The organism is Xaviernesmea rhizosphaerae (genome assembly GCF_001938945.1).
GTDB classification, from domain to species: Bacteria; Pseudomonadota; Alphaproteobacteria; order Rhizobiales; family Rhizobiaceae; genus Xaviernesmea; species Xaviernesmea rhizosphaerae.
Window position 1 is genome coordinate 135,626 of the sequence record NZ_MKIO01000039.1, and the last position, 17,533, is coordinate 153,158.

Here is a 17,533-nt window from a genome sequence, read left to right on the forward strand (position 1 = left end):
TTGATACGGCTGCGTAACGAGATATTAATCATAATGATGTCTTAATCATCGGCATGAAAGGCCTTTGTGCGCTGCACGTCATCCTTTCACCAAGATTACGCTTGACAGAGCAGACCGGGCGCTGACCGGCCGCCTCCTGTTTGTCTTCGGCCTGCCGCGTGCCGGCAGGGATGATGGCGACGGCGGCCGACCCTTCGTGGACGGACATGTTTGAACGGCCCGGCTCTTTCGCGCTTATGCGCTCGGAATGGCCGGGTGTTCGGATTCGGGGATTTGACGAAAATGGAACAGGTTGGACTGGCGGCGACGACGGATGTGACGCTGTGGTCGCTCTTCATGCAGGCGGGCCTCATCGTGAAGCTCGTCATGCTGGGGCTCATGGGCGCCTCGGTCTGGACTTGGGCGATCATCGTCGACAAGTCTTTGCGCTTTGCCCGCGCCCGCAAGCAGGCAGACAGTTTCGAGCAGATCTTCTGGTCGGGCCAGTCGCTGGAAGAGCTCTATCGCACCCTGTCGGACCGCAATCCGACCGGCATGGCGGCCATCTTCGTCTCGGCCATGCGCGAGTGGAAGAAGAGCTTCGAGCGCGGCGCCCGCTCCCCCATTGGCCTGCAGATGCGCATCGACAAGGCGATGGACGTGACGCTGGCGCGCGAGGCCGAAGGGCTCGAGGCGCGGCTCGGTTCGCTGGCCACCATTGGTTCTGCCGGCCCCTTCATCGGCCTGTTCGGCACCGTCGTCGGCATCATGACCTCGTTCCAGGCGATTGCCGGCTCGAAGTCCACCAATCTCGCGGTGGTCGCGCCGGGTATCGCCGAGGCGCTTCTGGCCACCGCCATCGGCCTGGTCGCGGCGATCCCCGCCGTCATCGCGTATAACAAGTTCACGGCCGATGCCGGCAAGATGACGGCGCGCATGGAAGGCTTCGCCGACGAGTTCTCGGCCATCCTTTCGCGCCAGATCGATGAGAAGCTGCAGCCGCGCCAGGCGGCCCAGTAAAGGGTTCGCGACCGCGCGAAGCCGGCCGCTTCATGGCTGGCAGCGCGGGCGCCTGCGCAAGAAGAGACCCATCCGCCCCGGCAGCCATAGGCGGGATGACCTGCGGCGGGATGAACGGCGGCCCCGGACAGAGGCCGGCCGATCTGTGAGAGAAGGATAATTTCCATGGGCATGGCAGTCGGCGGAGGGGCAGGCTCGGGCGGACGGCGCGGACGGCGTGGCCGCCGCAAGGGCGCGATCAGCGAGATCAACGTCACGCCGCTTGTCGACGTCATGCTCGTGCTGCTCATCATCTTCATGGTCGCTGCGCCGATGATGACGGTCGGCGTGCCGATCGACCTGCCGGAAACCCAGGCGAAGGCGCTCAACGCCCAGACCCAGCCGATCACCATCTCGATCAAGAATTCCGGCGAGATCTACCTGCAGGAAACGCCGATCCCGGCCGACGAGGTCGTGGCCAAGCTGCAGGCGATCGCCACCACGGGCTATAACGAACGGATCTTCGTGCGCGGCGACGCGACGGCGCCCTATGGCGTGATCGCCGACGTCATGGCGCGCATCCAGACGGCAGGCTTCAAGAATATCGGTCTGGTCACCCAGCAGAAGACGAACGGGTAAAAACATCCGCCATGAGAGGCAGTCTCGCAACATCGGCAGCGCTTCACGTCCTGGTTCTCGCCTGGGCGCTGATCTCGCTCGGCAGTCCGGCGCACTTCGAGGTGTCGGATACCGAGGCAATGCCGGTCGACATCGTGCCGGTGGAGGAGCTGACGCAGATCCAGCAGGGCGAAAAAACCGCGCCCAAGGCCGAGAAATCCGCGCCGGCGCCAACCAAGCGTCCCGATGTGGTGGAGAATGCCGAGAATATGGGCGACAACAGCGTCGATCTGAAGACGCCGCCGCGCCCCTCCGTCAAGCCGGTGGAGAAGGAAGCGAGCGCCGCACCCAAGGCGACCGAAACGCCGGTGCCGACGCCCGAGCCGACCCCGCAGGACAAGCCCGACCTTGTCGATGAAAAGCCGCCGGCGACACCCGCGACCGAGGTGGCGGCGCTGCCGGCGCCCAAGGCCGAGGTGACGCCGCAGCCGCGCCCCGAGCCGCCCAAGCCTGAAGCCAAGACGGAAACACCGCCGCCGCCGCAGGAGCAGCCCGAGCAGGCCGAGGAAAAGCCGGCCGAAAAGCCTGACGCCGAAGCCCTGCCGGACAAGGTGCCCGCGCCCATGGCCAAGCCGAAGGTGGAGCCCAAGCCCGAGCCGCCCAAGCCGGTGGAGCAGGCCAAGACGACCCCGCCGGCGCAGACGGCCAAGACGCCGGACCGCAAGGCCGACGAGGGCAAGAAGGAATCGAAGAAGTCCGCCTCCTCCAAGCAGAGCGACTTCAATGCCGATGAAATCGCCAGCCTGCTGAACAAGCAGGAGTCCTCGGGCGGCGGCGCCAAGCGCTCCACCCAGACGGCGGCGCTCGGCGGCAAGAAGGCGACGGGTGGCTCGACATTGTCGCAGAGCGACAAGGACGCGATCAAGCAGCAGATCCAGAACAACTGGTCGATCATTCCCGGCATCGCCGACACGGCCGGCATCCTGATCAAGGTGACGCTGCATCTCGACCGCGACGGCAACATCATCGGCCAGCCGGAAATTTCCGCGAGCGGTGGCTCGGATTCGGCAAGGCGGACCCATGAGGGCGGCGTGCGCCGCGCGATCATGAAGTCGCTGCCGCTGAAAGGCCTGCCGCCGGACAAATATGACGACTGGAGCGAAATGGTGCTGAATTTCGATCCGAGCGAAATGGGTTTCTAAAGCTTGACGACCGTGTGTCTGGCTGCTGCGATCGCGCCGCCGGCGCTCGAACTTTGACGATATGAATGGCTGAAAGGCTGTAGTTCCATGCTGAGACGTACCTTCTTCCAAATGGCCGGTGCCGCCACCGGCATGGCCGCCCTGGCTGCCGCGCCGGCCGAGGCGCGGGTCGAAATCAACATCAACCGCGGCAATGTCGAGCCGATGCCGATCGCGGTTTCGGATTTCCTGCAGGGCGATCTCGGCCGCAAGATTTCCGACGTGGTTGCCGCGGACCTCAAGCGGTCCGGCCTGTTCGCGCCGATCAACCGCTCGGCCTTCATCGAGAAGATCTCCAACCCCGACGCTCCCCCGCGCTTCGAGGACTGGAAGGTCATCAACGCCCAGGCACTCGTCACCGGCCGGGTGACGCAGGAGGGCGATGGCCGCCTGAAGGCGGAGTTCCGCCTGTGGGACGTATTCTCCAACCAGCAGATGACCGGCCAGCAATTCTTCACCCAGCCGGAAAACTGGCGGCGTGTCGCCCATATCATCGCCGACGCGATCTATGAGCGCATCACCGGCGAGAAGGGCTATTTCGACACCCGCATCGTCTATGTCGCCGAAAGCGGCCCGAAGACGGCGCGCAAGCGCCAACTGGCGATCATGGACCAGGACGGATTCAATTCCCGCGCGCTGACCAATTCCAACGACATCGTGCTGACGCCGCGCTTCTCGCCGAACAAGCAGGAAATCACCTACATGTCCTTCGAGGGACAGCAGCCGCGCGTCTACCTGCTGCAGCTCGAAACCGGGCAGCGCGAGGTCGTCGGCAATTTTCCCGGCATGACCTTCTCGCCGCGCTTCTCGCCCGATGGCCAACGCGTCATCATGAGCCTGCAGCAGGACGGCAATGCCAATATCTATACCATGGACCTGCGCTCGCGCACGACCACGCGCCTGACCTCGACGGCGGCGATCGACACCTCGCCCTCCTACGCGCCGGATGGCGGCCGGATCGTGTTCGAAAGCGACCGCGGCGGCCGTCAGCAGCTCTATGTTATGAGCGCCAACGGCGCCGGCCAGACCCGCATCTCCTTCGGCGACGGCTCCTATTCGACGCCGGTCTGGTCGCCGCGCGGCGACCTGATCGCCTTCACGAAACAGTCGGGCGGCAAGTTCTCGATCGGCGTGATGAAGCCGGATGGCTCGGGCGAGCGGATCTTGACCACCGGCTTCCACAATGAGGGCCCGACCTGGGCGCCGAACGGCCGCGTGATCATGTTCTTCCGCCAGAATGCCGGCGCCGGCGGCCCGCAGCTCTATTCGATCGACCTGACCGGCTATAACGAACAGTTGATCCCGACCCAGGGCTTCGCCTCCGATCCGGCCTGGTCGCCGCTCCTGGAGTAGCGCCGCGAATCGGCCGGCGCGCGCGGGAAACGCAGCGGCGGAAACGGTGCGCCGGCGCGGCCTTAAGCTTGAAAGACGCTCTTGGTCGGCTGCTGCTGCTCAAGGACGCGCGCATATGATGAGGGCCGAACCTCTCAGGAGGAACAAGGCCTTGGAAGGAATGAGGGCGGCGCGGCGGGCAGGGTTTTGTCTGGCCCCGTGAAGATGGCGGCGATATGGCCAAGTCTTGGCACGATTGCCGCCTTCCTGCCGCAAAGTGGTGATTAGCCGCGCGGTCAGAGGCGCATTTTGAAACTTCTTTAACCAAGCTTGTTGCATAGGAAGTAACCGCTTTCGGTTACAGTCTGGCAACCCTGACCGTTAAGATCATTCTTGAAGGAGAGACCGGCCCATGAGCCGCATTCCCGTTCCGGCCGCTGGCCGCATGCAGTCCATCGCCCGCAATCCCGTGGCCATCGCGCTCTTCCTCACGTTGTCCATCGCAGGCTGCGCCTCGAAGAAGAACCTGCCCAACAGCGCCGGCGACCTCGGCCTGAACGGCGGTGCTGGCGGCGCGGCCACCCCCGGCTCGCAGCAGGACTTCACCGTCAATGTCGGCGACCGCATCTTCTTCGACACCGACTCCTCGTCGGTGCGTGCGGACGCCCAGGCGACGCTGGACAAGCAGGCCCAGTGGCTGCAGCGCTACTCCAAGTACCCGATCACGGTCGAGGGCCATGCCGACGAGCGCGGCACGCGCGAATACAACCTGGCGCTAGGCGCCCGCCGCGCCGCCGCTGCCCGCGACTATCTCGTCTCGCGCGGCATTCCGGCCAGCCGCATCAAGACCATCTCCTACGGCAAGGAAAAGCCTGTTGCCGTCTGCGACGACATTTCCTGCTGGTCGCAGAACCGTCGCGCGGTTACCGTCCTCGGCGGCGCCGGCATGTAATGTCTCGCGGGCACCGACGACCGGTTGCCCATGCATTTGAGACCTGCGGAGGCGGCCCGGATTTTCGTCTGAGGCCGCCTTTCTTTTGGTCATAGTTTGACCGAACTCCGGTTGCTTTTTTGTCGCGCAACTGGAAACACTGCCTGGCGCCTTCGCAACTGCGGGAGCTGGCGCTGCGTGTGTGAAGACAGGGCTGCCGGCGTGCTCCCGCGTGCTGGCGCCCCGTCGATGACGACAGAACACCGGGCCTGTCCGCGAGACCTCGGTCTTTCGGCCTGCGCCCCGCCCGCTTGCCCGCGCCGGATGGTTGATGCCGGGGCGGTCCAAGCGGTTCCTCGCCTGCCGGGGCGCATCGGTAGAATGACTTTACCGTGCGCTTCCGGTCTATGGATGGTTTTCGCAGTTTCAGGTCCTGTTCCGTCGCCGATGAGGGGCGCCGGCCGGCCGGCTGCCCAAGGGGACGTTTGAGCCATGAAACACTTCGCCGTGGCGGCAACGATCGGGGTTCTGGCCTTTTCGGCCTCGGTTCTGCCGGTCACCGCCATGCCGCTGTCCGCCCTGATCGACAGGGCGCTGCACCGCAACGAGGCACCCGCGCCGGCACCGGCCGCGCCCGTCATCAAGGTGCAGTCGAGCGAGGCCGGGCGCATCGGCCAGCTGGAGGAGCAGGTCCGTTCGCTCAATGGCCGCATCGAGGAGATGAGCTTCCAGCTTCTCCAGATGCAGGAGCAGATCCGCAAGTTCCAGGAGGACAACGAGTTCCGCTTCCAGGACCTGGAAAAGGGCGGCGGTGCCGCTCCGAAGAAGAAGAGCGCGCTTGAAACCCCGCGCACCCAAGATCAGGCCTCCGTCCCCGCGACGGAGAGCCCTGCGGCCGCAGCCGGGCGTGAGCCCGGCGCGTCTGCTTCCAGCACCACCGGCTCGGAGCCGACCGATCTCGGCCAGATCATCCTGGATTCCGAAGGGCAGACCCTGTCTGCCACCGCCAATCCGCAGCCGGCTGCGCCCACCCAGCCGACGACCCCCTCCAAGCGTACCGCAGCGCTGAACAGCGACGCCGATCTCTACCAGTCCGCCTATGGTCACGTGCTCTCGGGCGATTACTCCGTGGCCGAGACCGAATTCCGCGACTATCTCGACAGCTTTCCGAAGAGCGAAAAGGCGGCCGACGCCAGCTTCTGGATGGGCGAGGCGCAATATTCCCAGGGCAAGTTCAGCGACGCGGCCAAGACCTTTCTGAACGCGCACCAGACCTATGGCAAATCGCCCAAGGCCCCTGAGATGCTGCTGAAGCTCGGCATGTCGCTCGCCAAGCTCGACAACAAGGAAACCGCCTGCGCCACGCTGCGCGAGGTCACCAAGCGCTATCCCAAGGCGTCCCCCGCCGTCAAAGCCAAGGTCACGAGCGAGCAGAGCCGCCTTGCCTGCTGAGGCCGCATGCGCCTTGATCCGCCCGCACGAGCAGGCTCGTCATCAGCCGGGCCGTTCTGCCTGACTCGGCACGAGAGCGTGATCGATTGGCTCCGAGCACAGTGTCTTCGCCGGGCCGATCCGGCGTTTCCCCAGGGGCGAGCGCATGAGGGTCGGGCGCATGAGTGATCCCGTTGTCTCCGATGCCCCGGCTGGCGATCCCGTGATCGCCGCAGCCCATTGTTTTCTCTCCTCGCTTTCCCGTCCCAGTCGTCTTCTGGTCGCCCTGTCGGGCGGCAGCGATTCCATGGGGCTGTTGCGCGCCCTGCATGCTGCCCTGCCAGACTATCCCGGCGTGACGATCGAGGCCTGTACCGTCGATCACGGGCTGCGCGGCGAATCGGCCGAGGAGGCCCGGCAAATGGGCGCGCTCTGCCGCCGCCTCGGCATCCGCCACCACACCCGCCTTTGGGAGGGGGTGAAACCGGCCTCCGGCCTTCAGGCGGCCGCGCGGCTGGCACGCTACCGGCTTCTGGCGGATATTGCCGCGGCGCAGGATATCCCGATCATCCTCAGCGGCCATACCGCCGACGATCAGGCGGAGACGGTGGCCATGCGGCGCTTACGTTCGACGCCGGACCAGCCCGGCCTTTCCGGAATGGCGCCTGCGACCCTTCTCTTCGGCCAAGTCTGGCTGCTGCGGCCCTTCCTCTCGCTTCGGCGTGCGCAGATCCGCTGGTTTCTCCAGGCGATCGGCCAGGATTTCATCGAGGATCCCAGCAACGACAATCCCCGCTTCGAGCGGGTGCGCCTGCGCCAGGCCCGCGCCGGCGCCGATCCGTTGGCGCATGCGGCGGATATGGCGGCGATCGAAAGAGCCGGGGCAGCGCGGCTTGCCGAGGATGTGGCAATCGCCACGCTGCTGGCCGCCCATGCCCGGCGAATTGGGGAGGGGCGGGTGGGGCAGTGGATTGTGCGTCTGTCCCCGGAGCTGCTGCTGCCTGAATCTCTGCAACTGCATGGGCCGGCTTTGAGCCGGGCCTGCGGCCTTCTCGCCGCCGCCCTTGGCGGGCGGACCACCGTGTCGGGCCGCGACACGCTTGCGCGGCTGATGGCCTTTCTCGATGACCAGACGCCCGGCCGCATGACCGCCGCCGGCACTGTTTTCGACCGCCGCCGCCAAGGTCTCTATCTCTACCGGGAAGCGCGCGGCCTTACTGGCGCCATCCTGGCCCCTGGGGCAACGCTGCTATGGGACGGGCGCCTGTCCGTCACAAGCCAGGCCGACCATCCCCTCATCCTCTCCGCGGGGCTACAAGGCCTGATCGTGGCCGATGTCGATGTTCCGCCGGGCGTGGTGGCGCGCGCGGCCCGCGCGCAATTGCGGGTGTCGCGGCGCTCGGGCGAGCCCGCCGATCCCGCATCCTGGCAGGCAGAGCCCTGCCTTGGCCTCTACGACACGTTCCTGCCGTGTTTTGACCTTAGAATTGCGTCGGAAATCGCGCGCCTGGTCGGTCGCAAACCCTTTCCCGAGTTGCCCCAAAGCCTGTCTTTGCGCATGTCGAAGCCGGCGGAAATGGCCTGAAGCAAAACTTTCTTCAGGCAAGCTGCATGATTTGCCCTGCGAAGGCGCGCTTTGCCTTGGCAAGCCTTTCCGGCACTCCTATGTTAGGGAACAAAACTCGGCATGACCGGCGAGGCGAAAACGATTTCTCGTGGCCGCTGTTTTCCGGATGCTGGATATGAGGTTCTGGGGAGTTCAATGAACCCTAATTTTCGTAATTTCGCTCTCTGGGCGATCATCGCCCTTCTGCTGATCGCGCTGTTCAGCATGTTTCAGCAGCCCGCGGAGCGCAGCGGTTCGCGCGAAATCCCCTTTTCGCAGTTCCTGAAGGACGTTGATGGCAACCGTGTGAAGGAAGTCGTGATCACCGGCAACAAGGTGGTCGGCAACTACACCGAGAGCGGCACGACCTTCCAGACCTATGCACCGTCGATCGACACGGCCTTTACCGAACGGCTCGAGGCCAAGAACGTCACGGTCACCGTGCGTCCCGAGACGGATGGCTCCTCCGGCTTCCTGAGCTATATCGGCACGCTCCTGCCCATGCTGCTGATCCTCGGCGTGTGGTTGTTCTTCATGCGGCAGATGCAGGGCGGCTCGCGCGGGGCGATGGGCTTCGGCAAGTCCAAGGCCAAGCTTCTGACCGAAGCGCATGGCCGCGTGACCTTCGAGGATGTTGCCGGCGTCGACGAAGCCAAGCAGGATCTGGAGGAAATCGTGGAATTCCTGCGCGATCCGCAGAAGTTCCAGCGCCTGGGCGGGCGCATTCCGCGCGGCGTCCTGCTTGTTGGCCCTCCGGGCACGGGTAAGACGCTGCTCGCCCGCTCCGTCGCCGGCGAAGCCAATGTGCCCTTCTTCACCATCTCCGGCTCCGACTTCGTTGAAATGTTCGTCGGCGTGGGCGCGAGCCGTGTCCGCGACATGTTCGAGCAGGCCAAGAAGAATGCGCCCTGCATCATCTTCATCGACGAAATCGACGCCGTCGGCCGCCATCGTGGCGCGGGTCTGGGCGGCGGCAATGACGAACGCGAGCAGACGCTTAACCAGCTTCTGGTCGAGATGGACGGTTTCGAGGCCAATGAGGGCATCATCCTCATCGCCGCCACCAACCGTCCCGACGTTCTCGATCCGGCGCTGCTGCGTCCGGGCCGTTTCGACCGTCAGGTCGTGGTGCCCAATCCCGACATCAATGGTCGCGAGCGCATCCTCAAGGTGCACATCCGCAACGTGCCGCTGGCGCCGAATGTCGATCTCAAGACGCTGGCCCGTGGTACGCCCGGCTTCTCCGGTGCCGATCTGATGAACCTCGTCAACGAGGCGGCGCTGATGGCGGCGCGACGCAACAAGCGCGTCGTCACCATGCAGGAATTCGAGGACGCCAAGGACAAGATCATGATGGGCGCGGAACGCCGCTCCTCTGCCATGACCGAAGCCGAGAAGAAGCTGACCGCCTATCACGAAGCCGGCCATGCCATCACCGCACTCTACGTGCCGGCCGCCGACCCGCTGCACAAGGCGACCATCATCCCGCGCGGCCGCGCGCTCGGCATGGTCATGCAGCTGCCGGAAGGTGACCGCTATTCCATGAGCTATAAGTGGATGGTTTCGCGTCTCGTCATCATGATGGGCGGACGCGTCGCCGAAGAGTTGACCTTCGGCAAGGAGAACATCACCTCCGGCGCCTCCTCCGATATCGAGCAGGCGACCAAGCTCGCGCGGGCCATGGTCACGCAATGGGGCTTTTCCGACCAGCTCGGTCAGGTCGCCTATGGCGAAAACCAGCAGGAAGTCTTCCTCGGCCATTCCGTGGCGCAGTCGAAGAACCTTTCCGAGTCGACCGCCCAGAAGATCGACAACGAGATCCGCCGCCTGATCGACGAGGCCTATGAAGAGGCCAAGCGCATCATTACCGAGAAGCATTCCGAATTCGTGGCACTGGCCGAAGGCCTGCTCGAATATGAGACGCTGACTGGCGAGGAAATCAAGGCGCTGATCCGCGGCGACAAGCCGGCTCGTGACCTTGGCGACGACACCCCACCGCATCGCGGCTCCGCCGTTCCCTCGGCGGGCGCCAAGAAGGATGGCGGCGCGAGCGGCGCCAAGGGCGATGAGCCCGAGGGTAGCCTGCCGCAGCCGCAATAAAGCCTGCCAAATCCTGTTCAAAAGCCGTCGCGGGGTCACCTGCGGCGGCTTTTTTCATAGGAGACGAAACGCTTTCCCTATTTGGCCGGTTTTCGACAGCCTGTGCTTTGGGGAGGAGACGGCCATGGAACGGCTCAGCGGTGGTTGCCTGTGTGGGAAGGTGCGCTTCGTGGCGTCGGGCAGGCCCTATCGGGTCGGTCTTTGCCATTGTCTTGACTGTCGCAAGCATCATGGCGCGCTGTTTCACGCCTCGGCCATCTACCCGGAGGATGCCGTTGCCATTACCGGTGAAACCCGCGCCTATGCCGGCCGCCATTTCTGCCCGAACTGTGGCTCGCCCGTCTTTGCCCGAAACGGTGACGAGACGGAGGTCAATGTCGGCTCGCTCGATACGCCCGATCAATTTACGCCGACCTATGAACTCTGGACGATCAGGCGAGAGGCCTGGCTGCCGCCTTTTCCCAGCCTGAAGCCCTATGAGCGGGATCGTGACGAAAGCGGGCGGCGGACAGAGTGATTGCCTTTGGTGGCAAGCCGGGCGGCTCCCCAAGTCTCGCCTTTGTCCGGTAACGGGATTTAATGATTTTTGACTCTAATTTATGTGTCTCAGCCGATAAAACATGGCAAAAGCCGTGCTTCGGGCCAGTTTGGTCCGCAGATACGAGACGGGTCCAAATCCCGCGAGACCTGTGCGCCGCGGACGGCGTGCCGATGAAGGAGCTTATATGACACGCCGCTATTTTGGCACGGACGGCATTCGCGGCCAGTCCAACCTGTTTCCGATGACGCCGGATCTGGCCATGCGGGTCGGCATTGCCGTGGGCACGATCTTCCGCCGGGGCGCCCACCGCCACCGCGTGGTGATCGGCAAGGACACGCGCCTTTCGGGCTACATGCTGGAAAATGCGATGGTAGCAGGTTTCACGGCGGCGGGGCTGGATGTGTTCCTGCTCGGGCCGATCCCCACGCCCGGCGTGGCCATGCTGACGCGCTCACTGCGCGCCGATATCGGCGTGATGATCTCCGCCTCGCACAATCCGTTCCAGGACAATGGCATCAAGCTGTTCGGCCCTGACGGCTACAAGCTCTCCGACGAGATCGAGGCGCATATCGAGGATCTGCTCGATCAGGATCTCTCCGGCCAGTTGGCCAAGGCCCATGACATCGGCCGCGCCAAGCGCGTCGAGGGCGACATCTATCGCTATATCGAGCATGCCAAGCGCACCCTGCCGCGCGACGTGACGCTGAAGGGCCTGCGCGTGGCGATCGACTGCGCCAATGGCGCGGCCTACAAGGTCGCTCCTTTGGCGCTGTGGGAGCTGGGCGCCGACGTGGTGACCATCGGTGCCGAGCCGAACGGCACCAACATCAATCTCGATTGCGGCTCCACCAGCCCGGGCGCGCTGCAGAAAAAGGTGCATGAGGTGCGCGCCGATATCGGCATTGCGCTCGATGGCGATGCTGACCGCGTGCAGCTCGTCGATGAGCGCGGCCAGATCATCGACGGCGACCAGCTGATGGCGGTGATCGCCGATCAGTGGGCGCTGGAGGGGCAGCTGAAGGGCGACGGCATCGTTGCCACGGTCATGTCCAATCTCGGGCTCGAGCGCTATCTCGACGGCCGCGGGCTGAGCCTGCAGCGCACCAAGGTGGGCGACCGTTACGTGGTCGAGCATATGCGCAAGCATGGCTATAATCTGGGCGGCGAACAGTCCGGCCATATCGTCCTCTCGGATTTCGGCACGACAGGGGACGGTCTCGTGGCCGCGCTTCAGGTTCTCGCCGCCGTCAAGCGCCTCGACCGGCCCGTCAGCGAGGTCTGCCATCGTTTCGAGCCGGTGCCCCAAGTGCTGAAGAACGTCCGCATCGCGTCCGGAAAACCGCTGGAGGAGCCCGCCGTGCGCCAGGCGGTCCAGGAGGCGGAAGCCCGGCTGAAGGGCCGCGGCCGTATCCTCATCCGTCCTTCCGGGACCGAACCTTTGATCCGCGTCATGGCGGAAGGCGATGACCGCGCGGAAGTCGAGGCCATCGTCAACGAGCTGGTCTCCGTGATCGGCGCGGCGCGCAGCGCCGCCTGATCTCAGGGCATCGGACTGAAAGTCTGGCGCCAGAGCGCACGACACTCGGATTTCTCAGCCTTGTCCCGCGCCGTTTGAGCGCGGTACGGTCCCTTCAGCGCAAGCTCCTCATTGGGTCGAGCCTCTCCTCTACCTCATGTCAGGGCTTGCCCCGAGGATCTGTTGAGCTCACTAAAATCCAGCCGTCTGCATGGCTTCGGAGCAGCCGGGCCGGGCGGCCATTGCCCCAGGCAGCGTGAGGATCTCGCGCTGCCCTTTTTGCGCTGCCCAATCTTCCTCTCGGCTGTCGCAAAAAAGGTCCTTCTCCCTGCTTTGCTCCAAAGCGCCGCAGCGATATCCGGGCGAGTGGTAAGAGTATTTTTCCTATAATTCTCAAGGCAAATATTTCGCGGCGTCTGTTCGGTCCAGCCGGATCGAACAGCCCTGTGATGCGCAAAATGAGCCCAAGGGCCGCGTCCGGCCTGGAGAATGACTGAGCGTTGGCAGGGATTGCAGGCGGCTTGTCTGGTGTCGACCGTCCGCCTGTTCTTCCGACTGTGCGGCGGAGCTGGTTGATTGGCTTCTAATACAATGAATTTTCTTGGTTAATCGGAATTTAACCTGTTTGGTTTATCACTGGCTTCATCGATGTGGGGCATGCACGCGATTGCTGGTGCCGTACCCGCGAAACAGTCTGGAGTCCGTTTCATGAATGCCCGTCTCATCGGCGTCCTCTGCACCCTGCTCACAGGCTCACCTGTTCTGGCGGCCGATCTTTATCCCGTTCAGGAAGCGCCGCCCGTGGCCGTGGCGCCGATTGCCGGCGGATGGTACCTGCGCGGCGATATCGGCTATGCCTTCACGGATCTGCGCGGCGCGCATTACTACCAGGGCCCCGGCCGCTATGTTCGCGACTTCGACAAGGCCGATCTCGATGACACCTGGACCGGCGGCATCGGCGTGGGCTATCGCGCAACCGAGCATCTGCGCGCCGATTTCACGATCGACCATCTCGGCAAGTCCGACTTCAGCGGCTCCACCAGCGGCAGCTGCGGCGTGGCGACCTATTGCACCTCGCGCGACATTTCCTCGATGACCGCCTGGAGCCTGATGGCGAACGCCTATGTCGACATCGCCACCTGGGGCCGGTTCACCCCCTATGTCGGCGCCGGCATCGGCGGCACGCGGGTCAAGTGGGACAAGCTGAAGAACACCAGCTGCGAAACCGGCAATTCCGGCAATTGCGATGGGACCGTGGAACATGGCGGCAAGGAAAGCTGGCGCTTCACCTATGCGCTGATGGCCGGCACCGCCATCGACATCACCTGCAATCTGCAGGCCGATGTCGGCTATCGCTTCCGCCATGTCATGGGTGGCGACATGTTCGGCGAGAAATGGCATGGCGGCCCAGGCTCCGACAAGGGCATCTATGTCCACGAAGCCCGCGCCGGCCTGCGCTACAATTTCGGCGATTGCGAACAGGCGGTCTATGTGCCGCCGGTGCCGGTCGAGCAGCCTGTCTACAAGTGATCGGCTGATCCTGCCGGTTGTGGCCCGACAGCTTGCCTGAGGCGGACGGGCCGGATCGATGACCATTGCCGCATCCCGCGTTCTGCCGAACGCGGGATGTTCGCATCTCCGGCACGTGCTGGCTCATGGGTAGGCTCCATGGGCAGGCTCGCGCCAGTCGCATCGGCTAGCACTGCGGCAGTTTCGGTTCTTTCCGGAGATCGCCTGATGTCCGCAGCGCTCGCGCGTGCTCTCAAACTCTACAAATCCAACGACCCTGCCGCCGCCATCAAGGCGCTTGCGCCGGACCTGCAGGCCAAGAAGACGCTTCCGCTGGAAGTGCTGCTTCTGGCCGGCCAGTGTTTCGCCAAGACCGAGGATTGGGAGAGGGCGTCGGATTATTACAACCGCGCCGCCAAGCTGGCCAAGGCGAATGCGCCGATGCTGCGGGCGCTGGCCGCCAATCTGCTCGCCCGCACCGACAAGGCCTACGAATCCATGCAGACGGCCCGCACGGCCGCGCGCAGCGGGGCCTTCGATGCCCATGCGGAAGAGGTCTATCGCCGCAACCTGCAGGAATATCTCCTTCTGGAGGAGAGCCGGCAGGAGAACGAACGCTTCCTCGCCGCGCTCGAGCGCGGCGACAAGGACATGATCGGCGTCGAATATCCGTTCATGAACATCAACTGGTGCGACGACGAGCGCATCAATGCGATGATGACGAACATCAAGCTCTCCGCGCCCTTGACGGAACTGAGCCGCGCCGCCCGGCGCGCCCGGCCGCACACATTCAACAAGCCGCTGAAGATCGGCTATCTCTCCTGTGACTTCTACTCGCAGCATGCCACCATGCTCCTTTTCCGCGGCGTGCTGGAGCATCATGATCCCGACGTGGTCGATGTCACGCTGTTCTGCTACAGCGACCCCAAGAGCTACAGCTATGATGACGGCTGGCGGTCACTGCAGGACAATCTCGTGGTGATCCGCGACCTCTCTGACGAAGAGGCTGCGGCCGCGATCCGCGAGGCTGGCATCGACATTCTGGTGGACCTCAAGGGCCATACGCGCGGCGGGCGCGGCGGCATCCTCAATCTCGGCGGCGCGCCGGTGCAGGTGGCCTATCTCGGCTTTCCCGGCTCCGGCTGCGGCATCGATTGCGACTATATCATCGGCGATCATTTTGTTTTGCCCGACAGCAGCCAGCCGCATTATCACGAGATGTTCTGCCGCCTGCCGGAGAGCTACCAGGCCAATGACAACACGCGCCGGGCCGATCCGCCGGCCGCCACGCGCGCAAGTCTCGGCCTGCCGGAAAACCGCTTCGTCTTCGCCTCCTTCAATGCCGTGCGCAAGATCACCCATCGTACCGCGACGCTCTGGGCGCGCATCCTGCGCGAGGTGCCCGACTCCGTTCTGTGGATGATGTGCCCGAGCGTGTTCGCGCAGGACAATTTCCTGGTCTGGATGACGGAGCAAGGCATTGCGCGCGAGCGCATCATCTTCGCGCCGTTTGCCGATTATGCCCAGCATGTCGCCCGCCTCAAGGCCGCCGATCTCGGTCTCGACACGTTTCCCGTCAATGGCCACACGACCAGCAGCGACAAGCTCTGGGCCGGCCTGCCGGTCGCGACCATCAAGGGCCGACACTTCGCCTCTCGCGTCACCGAAAGCCTGCTCAACGGGGTCGGTCTGCCGGAGCTGGTGGCCGAGGATGACGAGGCCTATGTGGCGCTCTGCGTCGCCCTCGCCAGGGATCGGATGCGGCTCGACGCCCTGCGCCGGAAGCTCGCCGACGGCCGCGACAGCGCACCGCTTTACGACACCGCACGCTTCACCCGCCATCTGGAGGAAGCCTACCGCATAATGGCGGCGCGGGCGGAAGCCGGGCTCGAACCCGACCATTTCGACGTGCCGCTGCTGTCTTGAGCGCGGTTCCTTCTGCCGGCAGGGCAGGGGCATCCCGCCGGATCACCGGCCAATAAAAAGCCGGCGTCCCCGTTTCGGAGACGCCGGCTTTGCTGTTCATGCCCTTGGGACGATCAGTCGACGTTAAAGACCAGCGGCTTGGCGTGGCGGATGGCCGGATTGGCGCGCAGCTGGTCCAGCACCGCTTCCGAGACCTTGCCATCGACATAGAGCAGGGCGATGGCGTCGGCGCCGGCTTCCTTGCGGCCCAGCTGGAAGTTGGCGATGTTGACGCCGGCCTGGCCGAGCGTCGTGCCGATGAAGCCGATCATGCCGGGAACGTCGGTGTTGGTGATGTAGATCATGTGGCTGCCGACATCGGCGTCCAGGTTGATGTCCTTGATCTGGATGAAGCGCGGCTTGCCGTCGGAGAAGACCGTGCCGGCGACCGAGCGGGTCATCGTGTCGGTCTTGACGGTCAGCTTGATGTAGCCGTCGAAGACGCCGGTCTTGTCGCGCTTGACCTCGGAGAGGATCACGCCCTTTTCCTTGATCATGATCGGGGCGGAGACCATGTTGACATCGGCCACCTGGCTGCGGATCAGGCCCGCGAGCGCGGCACTGGTCAGCGCCTTGGTGTTCATCCGCGCGGTCGAGCCGTCGAACAGGATCTCGATTTCCTTGATCGGCTCTTCCGTCACCTGGCCCACGAAGGCGCCGAGGACATCGGCCAGCCGGATGAAGGGCTTGAGGATCGGCGCTTCTTCCGCGGTGATCGAGGGCATGTTGATGGCGTTGGAAACCGCGCCCTTGACCAGATAGTCCGACATCTGCTCGGCGACCTGCAGGGCCACGTTTTCCTGCGCTTCCGTGGTGGAGGCGCCAAGATGCGGGGTGCAGACCACGTTCGGCAGGCCGAAGAGCGGGCTTTCCTTGGCGGGCTCGACCTCGAACACGTCGAAGCCGGCGCCGGCGACATGGCCGGACTTGATGGCTTCGGCGAGCGCTGCCTCGTCGACCAGGCCGCCACGGGCGCAGTTGACGATGCGCACGCCCGGCTTGGTCTTGGCCAGGGCTTCAGCGTTGAGGATGCCGCGCGTCTTGTCGGTCATTGGCACGTGCAGGGTGATGAAGTCGGCCTGGGCGAGCAGCTCGTCCAGCTCGACCTTGGCGACGCCCATCTCCTCGGCCCGCTCCTTCGACAGGAAGGGGTCATAGGCGATGACATGCATCTTCAGGCCGATGGCGCGGGCGCAGACGATCGAGCCGATATTGCCGGCGCCAATGACGCCGAGCGTCTTGCCGGTGATCTCGACGCCCATGAACTTCGACTTTTCCCACTTGCCGGCCTGGGTGGAGGTGTCGGCGGCGGGGATCTGGCGGGCGACGGCGAACATCAGCGCGATCGCATGCTCGGCCGTGGTGATGGAATTGCCGAAAGGCGTGTTCATCACGATGATGCCGCGGCGCGAGGCGGCCGGAATGTCGACATTGTCGACGCCGATGCCGGCGCGGCCGATCACCTTGAGATTGGTGGCGGCGGCGATCAGCTTCTCGGTCGCCTTGGTGGCCGAGCGGATCGCCAGGCCGTCATAATTGCCGATGATCTCGGCCAGCTTGTCCTTGTCCTTGCCGAGCTGCGGCTGGAAATCGACCTCGACGCCACGGTCGCGGAAGATCTGGACGGCGGTTTCGGAGAGTTCGTCGGAAACGAGAACGCGGGGTGCCATGGTGGCCTCCAGGAATTTGAACCGGAAATTTTGCAAAGGGGAGCATGGCCGCGCAGGCACAGGGCGCGCGCGGATCAGGATGCTTCAAGGCGGCG

Annotated in this window: 13 protein-coding genes; 12 read left to right on the top strand and 1 reads right to left on the bottom strand. The window is 64.5% G+C overall.

Annotation, left to right across the window (positions count from 1 at the left end):
• Nucleotides 1-282 precede the first annotated feature (282 nt).
• The 12 genes from tolQ to BJF92_RS18795 all read left to right on the top strand — a co-directional run bounded on the left by tolQ (nucleotide 283) and on the right by BJF92_RS18795 (nucleotide 15,729).
• The gene (gene tolQ / locus BJF92_RS18740) at nucleotides 283-999 is read left to right on the top strand and encodes a protein TolQ (protein WP_075636262.1); all 717 of its coding nucleotides are present in this window, start codon (nucleotides 283-285) and stop codon (nucleotides 997-999) included.
• Between the two features lie 165 nt (nucleotides 1,000-1,164).
• A complete protein-coding gene (tolR, locus tag BJF92_RS18745) occupies nucleotides 1,165-1,617 on the top strand; it encodes a protein TolR (RefSeq protein WP_075636263.1) in 453 nt (150 codons plus the stop codon).
• 11 nt (nucleotides 1,618-1,628) lie between these two features.
• Nucleotides 1,629-2,798: a hypothetical protein gene (locus BJF92_RS18750; protein WP_075636264.1), complete on the top strand. Its 1,170-nt coding sequence runs from the start codon at nucleotides 1,629-1,631 to the stop codon at nucleotides 2,796-2,798.
• An 87-nt stretch (nucleotides 2,799-2,885) separates the two neighbouring features.
• Nucleotides 2,886-4,190, top strand: a complete 1,305-nt coding sequence (gene tolB / locus BJF92_RS18755) for a Tol-Pal system beta propeller repeat protein TolB (protein WP_075636265.1) — start codon at nucleotides 2,886-2,888, stop codon at nucleotides 4,188-4,190.
• A gap of 391 nt (nucleotides 4,191-4,581) precedes the next feature.
• Nucleotides 4,582-5,121, top strand: a complete 540-nt coding sequence (gene pal / locus BJF92_RS18760) for a peptidoglycan-associated lipoprotein Pal (protein WP_075636266.1) — start codon at nucleotides 4,582-4,584, stop codon at nucleotides 5,119-5,121.
• Between the two features lie 471 nt (nucleotides 5,122-5,592).
• On the top strand, nucleotides 5,593-6,552 hold the full coding sequence (gene ybgF / locus BJF92_RS18765; protein WP_075636267.1) for a tol-pal system protein YbgF: 960 nt from the start codon (nucleotides 5,593-5,595) through the stop codon (nucleotides 6,550-6,552).
• A gap of 160 nt (nucleotides 6,553-6,712) precedes the next feature.
• Complete coding sequence (gene tilS / locus BJF92_RS18770; protein ID WP_075636268.1) at nucleotides 6,713-8,116, top strand: tRNA lysidine(34) synthetase TilS; 1,404 nt, start codon at nucleotides 6,713-6,715, stop codon at nucleotides 8,114-8,116.
• Between the two features lie 177 nt (nucleotides 8,117-8,293).
• On the top strand, nucleotides 8,294-10,237 hold the full coding sequence (gene ftsH / locus BJF92_RS18775) for an ATP-dependent zinc metalloprotease FtsH (protein WP_075636269.1): 1,944 nt from the start codon (nucleotides 8,294-8,296) through the stop codon (nucleotides 10,235-10,237).
• A 124-nt stretch (nucleotides 10,238-10,361) separates the two neighbouring features.
• Complete coding sequence (locus BJF92_RS18780) at nucleotides 10,362-10,754, top strand: GFA family protein (RefSeq protein ID WP_075636270.1); 393 nt, start codon at nucleotides 10,362-10,364, stop codon at nucleotides 10,752-10,754.
• Nucleotides 10,755-10,962: 208 nt separating this feature from the next.
• Complete coding sequence (gene glmM / locus BJF92_RS18785; RefSeq protein WP_075636271.1) at nucleotides 10,963-12,315, top strand: phosphoglucosamine mutase; 1,353 nt, start codon at nucleotides 10,963-10,965, stop codon at nucleotides 12,313-12,315.
• 687 nt (nucleotides 12,316-13,002) lie between these two features.
• Complete coding sequence (locus tag BJF92_RS18790) at nucleotides 13,003-13,824, top strand: outer membrane protein (RefSeq protein WP_075636272.1); 822 nt, start codon at nucleotides 13,003-13,005, stop codon at nucleotides 13,822-13,824.
• 207 nt (nucleotides 13,825-14,031) lie between these two features.
• Nucleotides 14,032-15,729, top strand: coding sequence for an O-linked N-acetylglucosamine transferase, SPINDLY family protein (locus tag BJF92_RS18795; protein WP_075636273.1), 1,698 nt, complete (start codon nucleotides 14,032-14,034; stop codon nucleotides 15,727-15,729).
• Between the two features lie 113 nt (nucleotides 15,730-15,842).
• Here the strand turns inward: BJF92_RS18795 and serA are convergent, their stop codons facing one another.
• Nucleotides 15,843-17,438 carry a phosphoglycerate dehydrogenase gene (gene serA, locus BJF92_RS18800; protein WP_075636411.1) on the bottom strand — a complete coding sequence of 532 codons (1,596 nt, stop codon included), beginning with the start codon at nucleotides 17,436-17,438 and terminating at the stop codon, nucleotides 15,843-15,845.
• Between the last annotated feature and the right edge of the window lie 95 nt (nucleotides 17,439-17,533).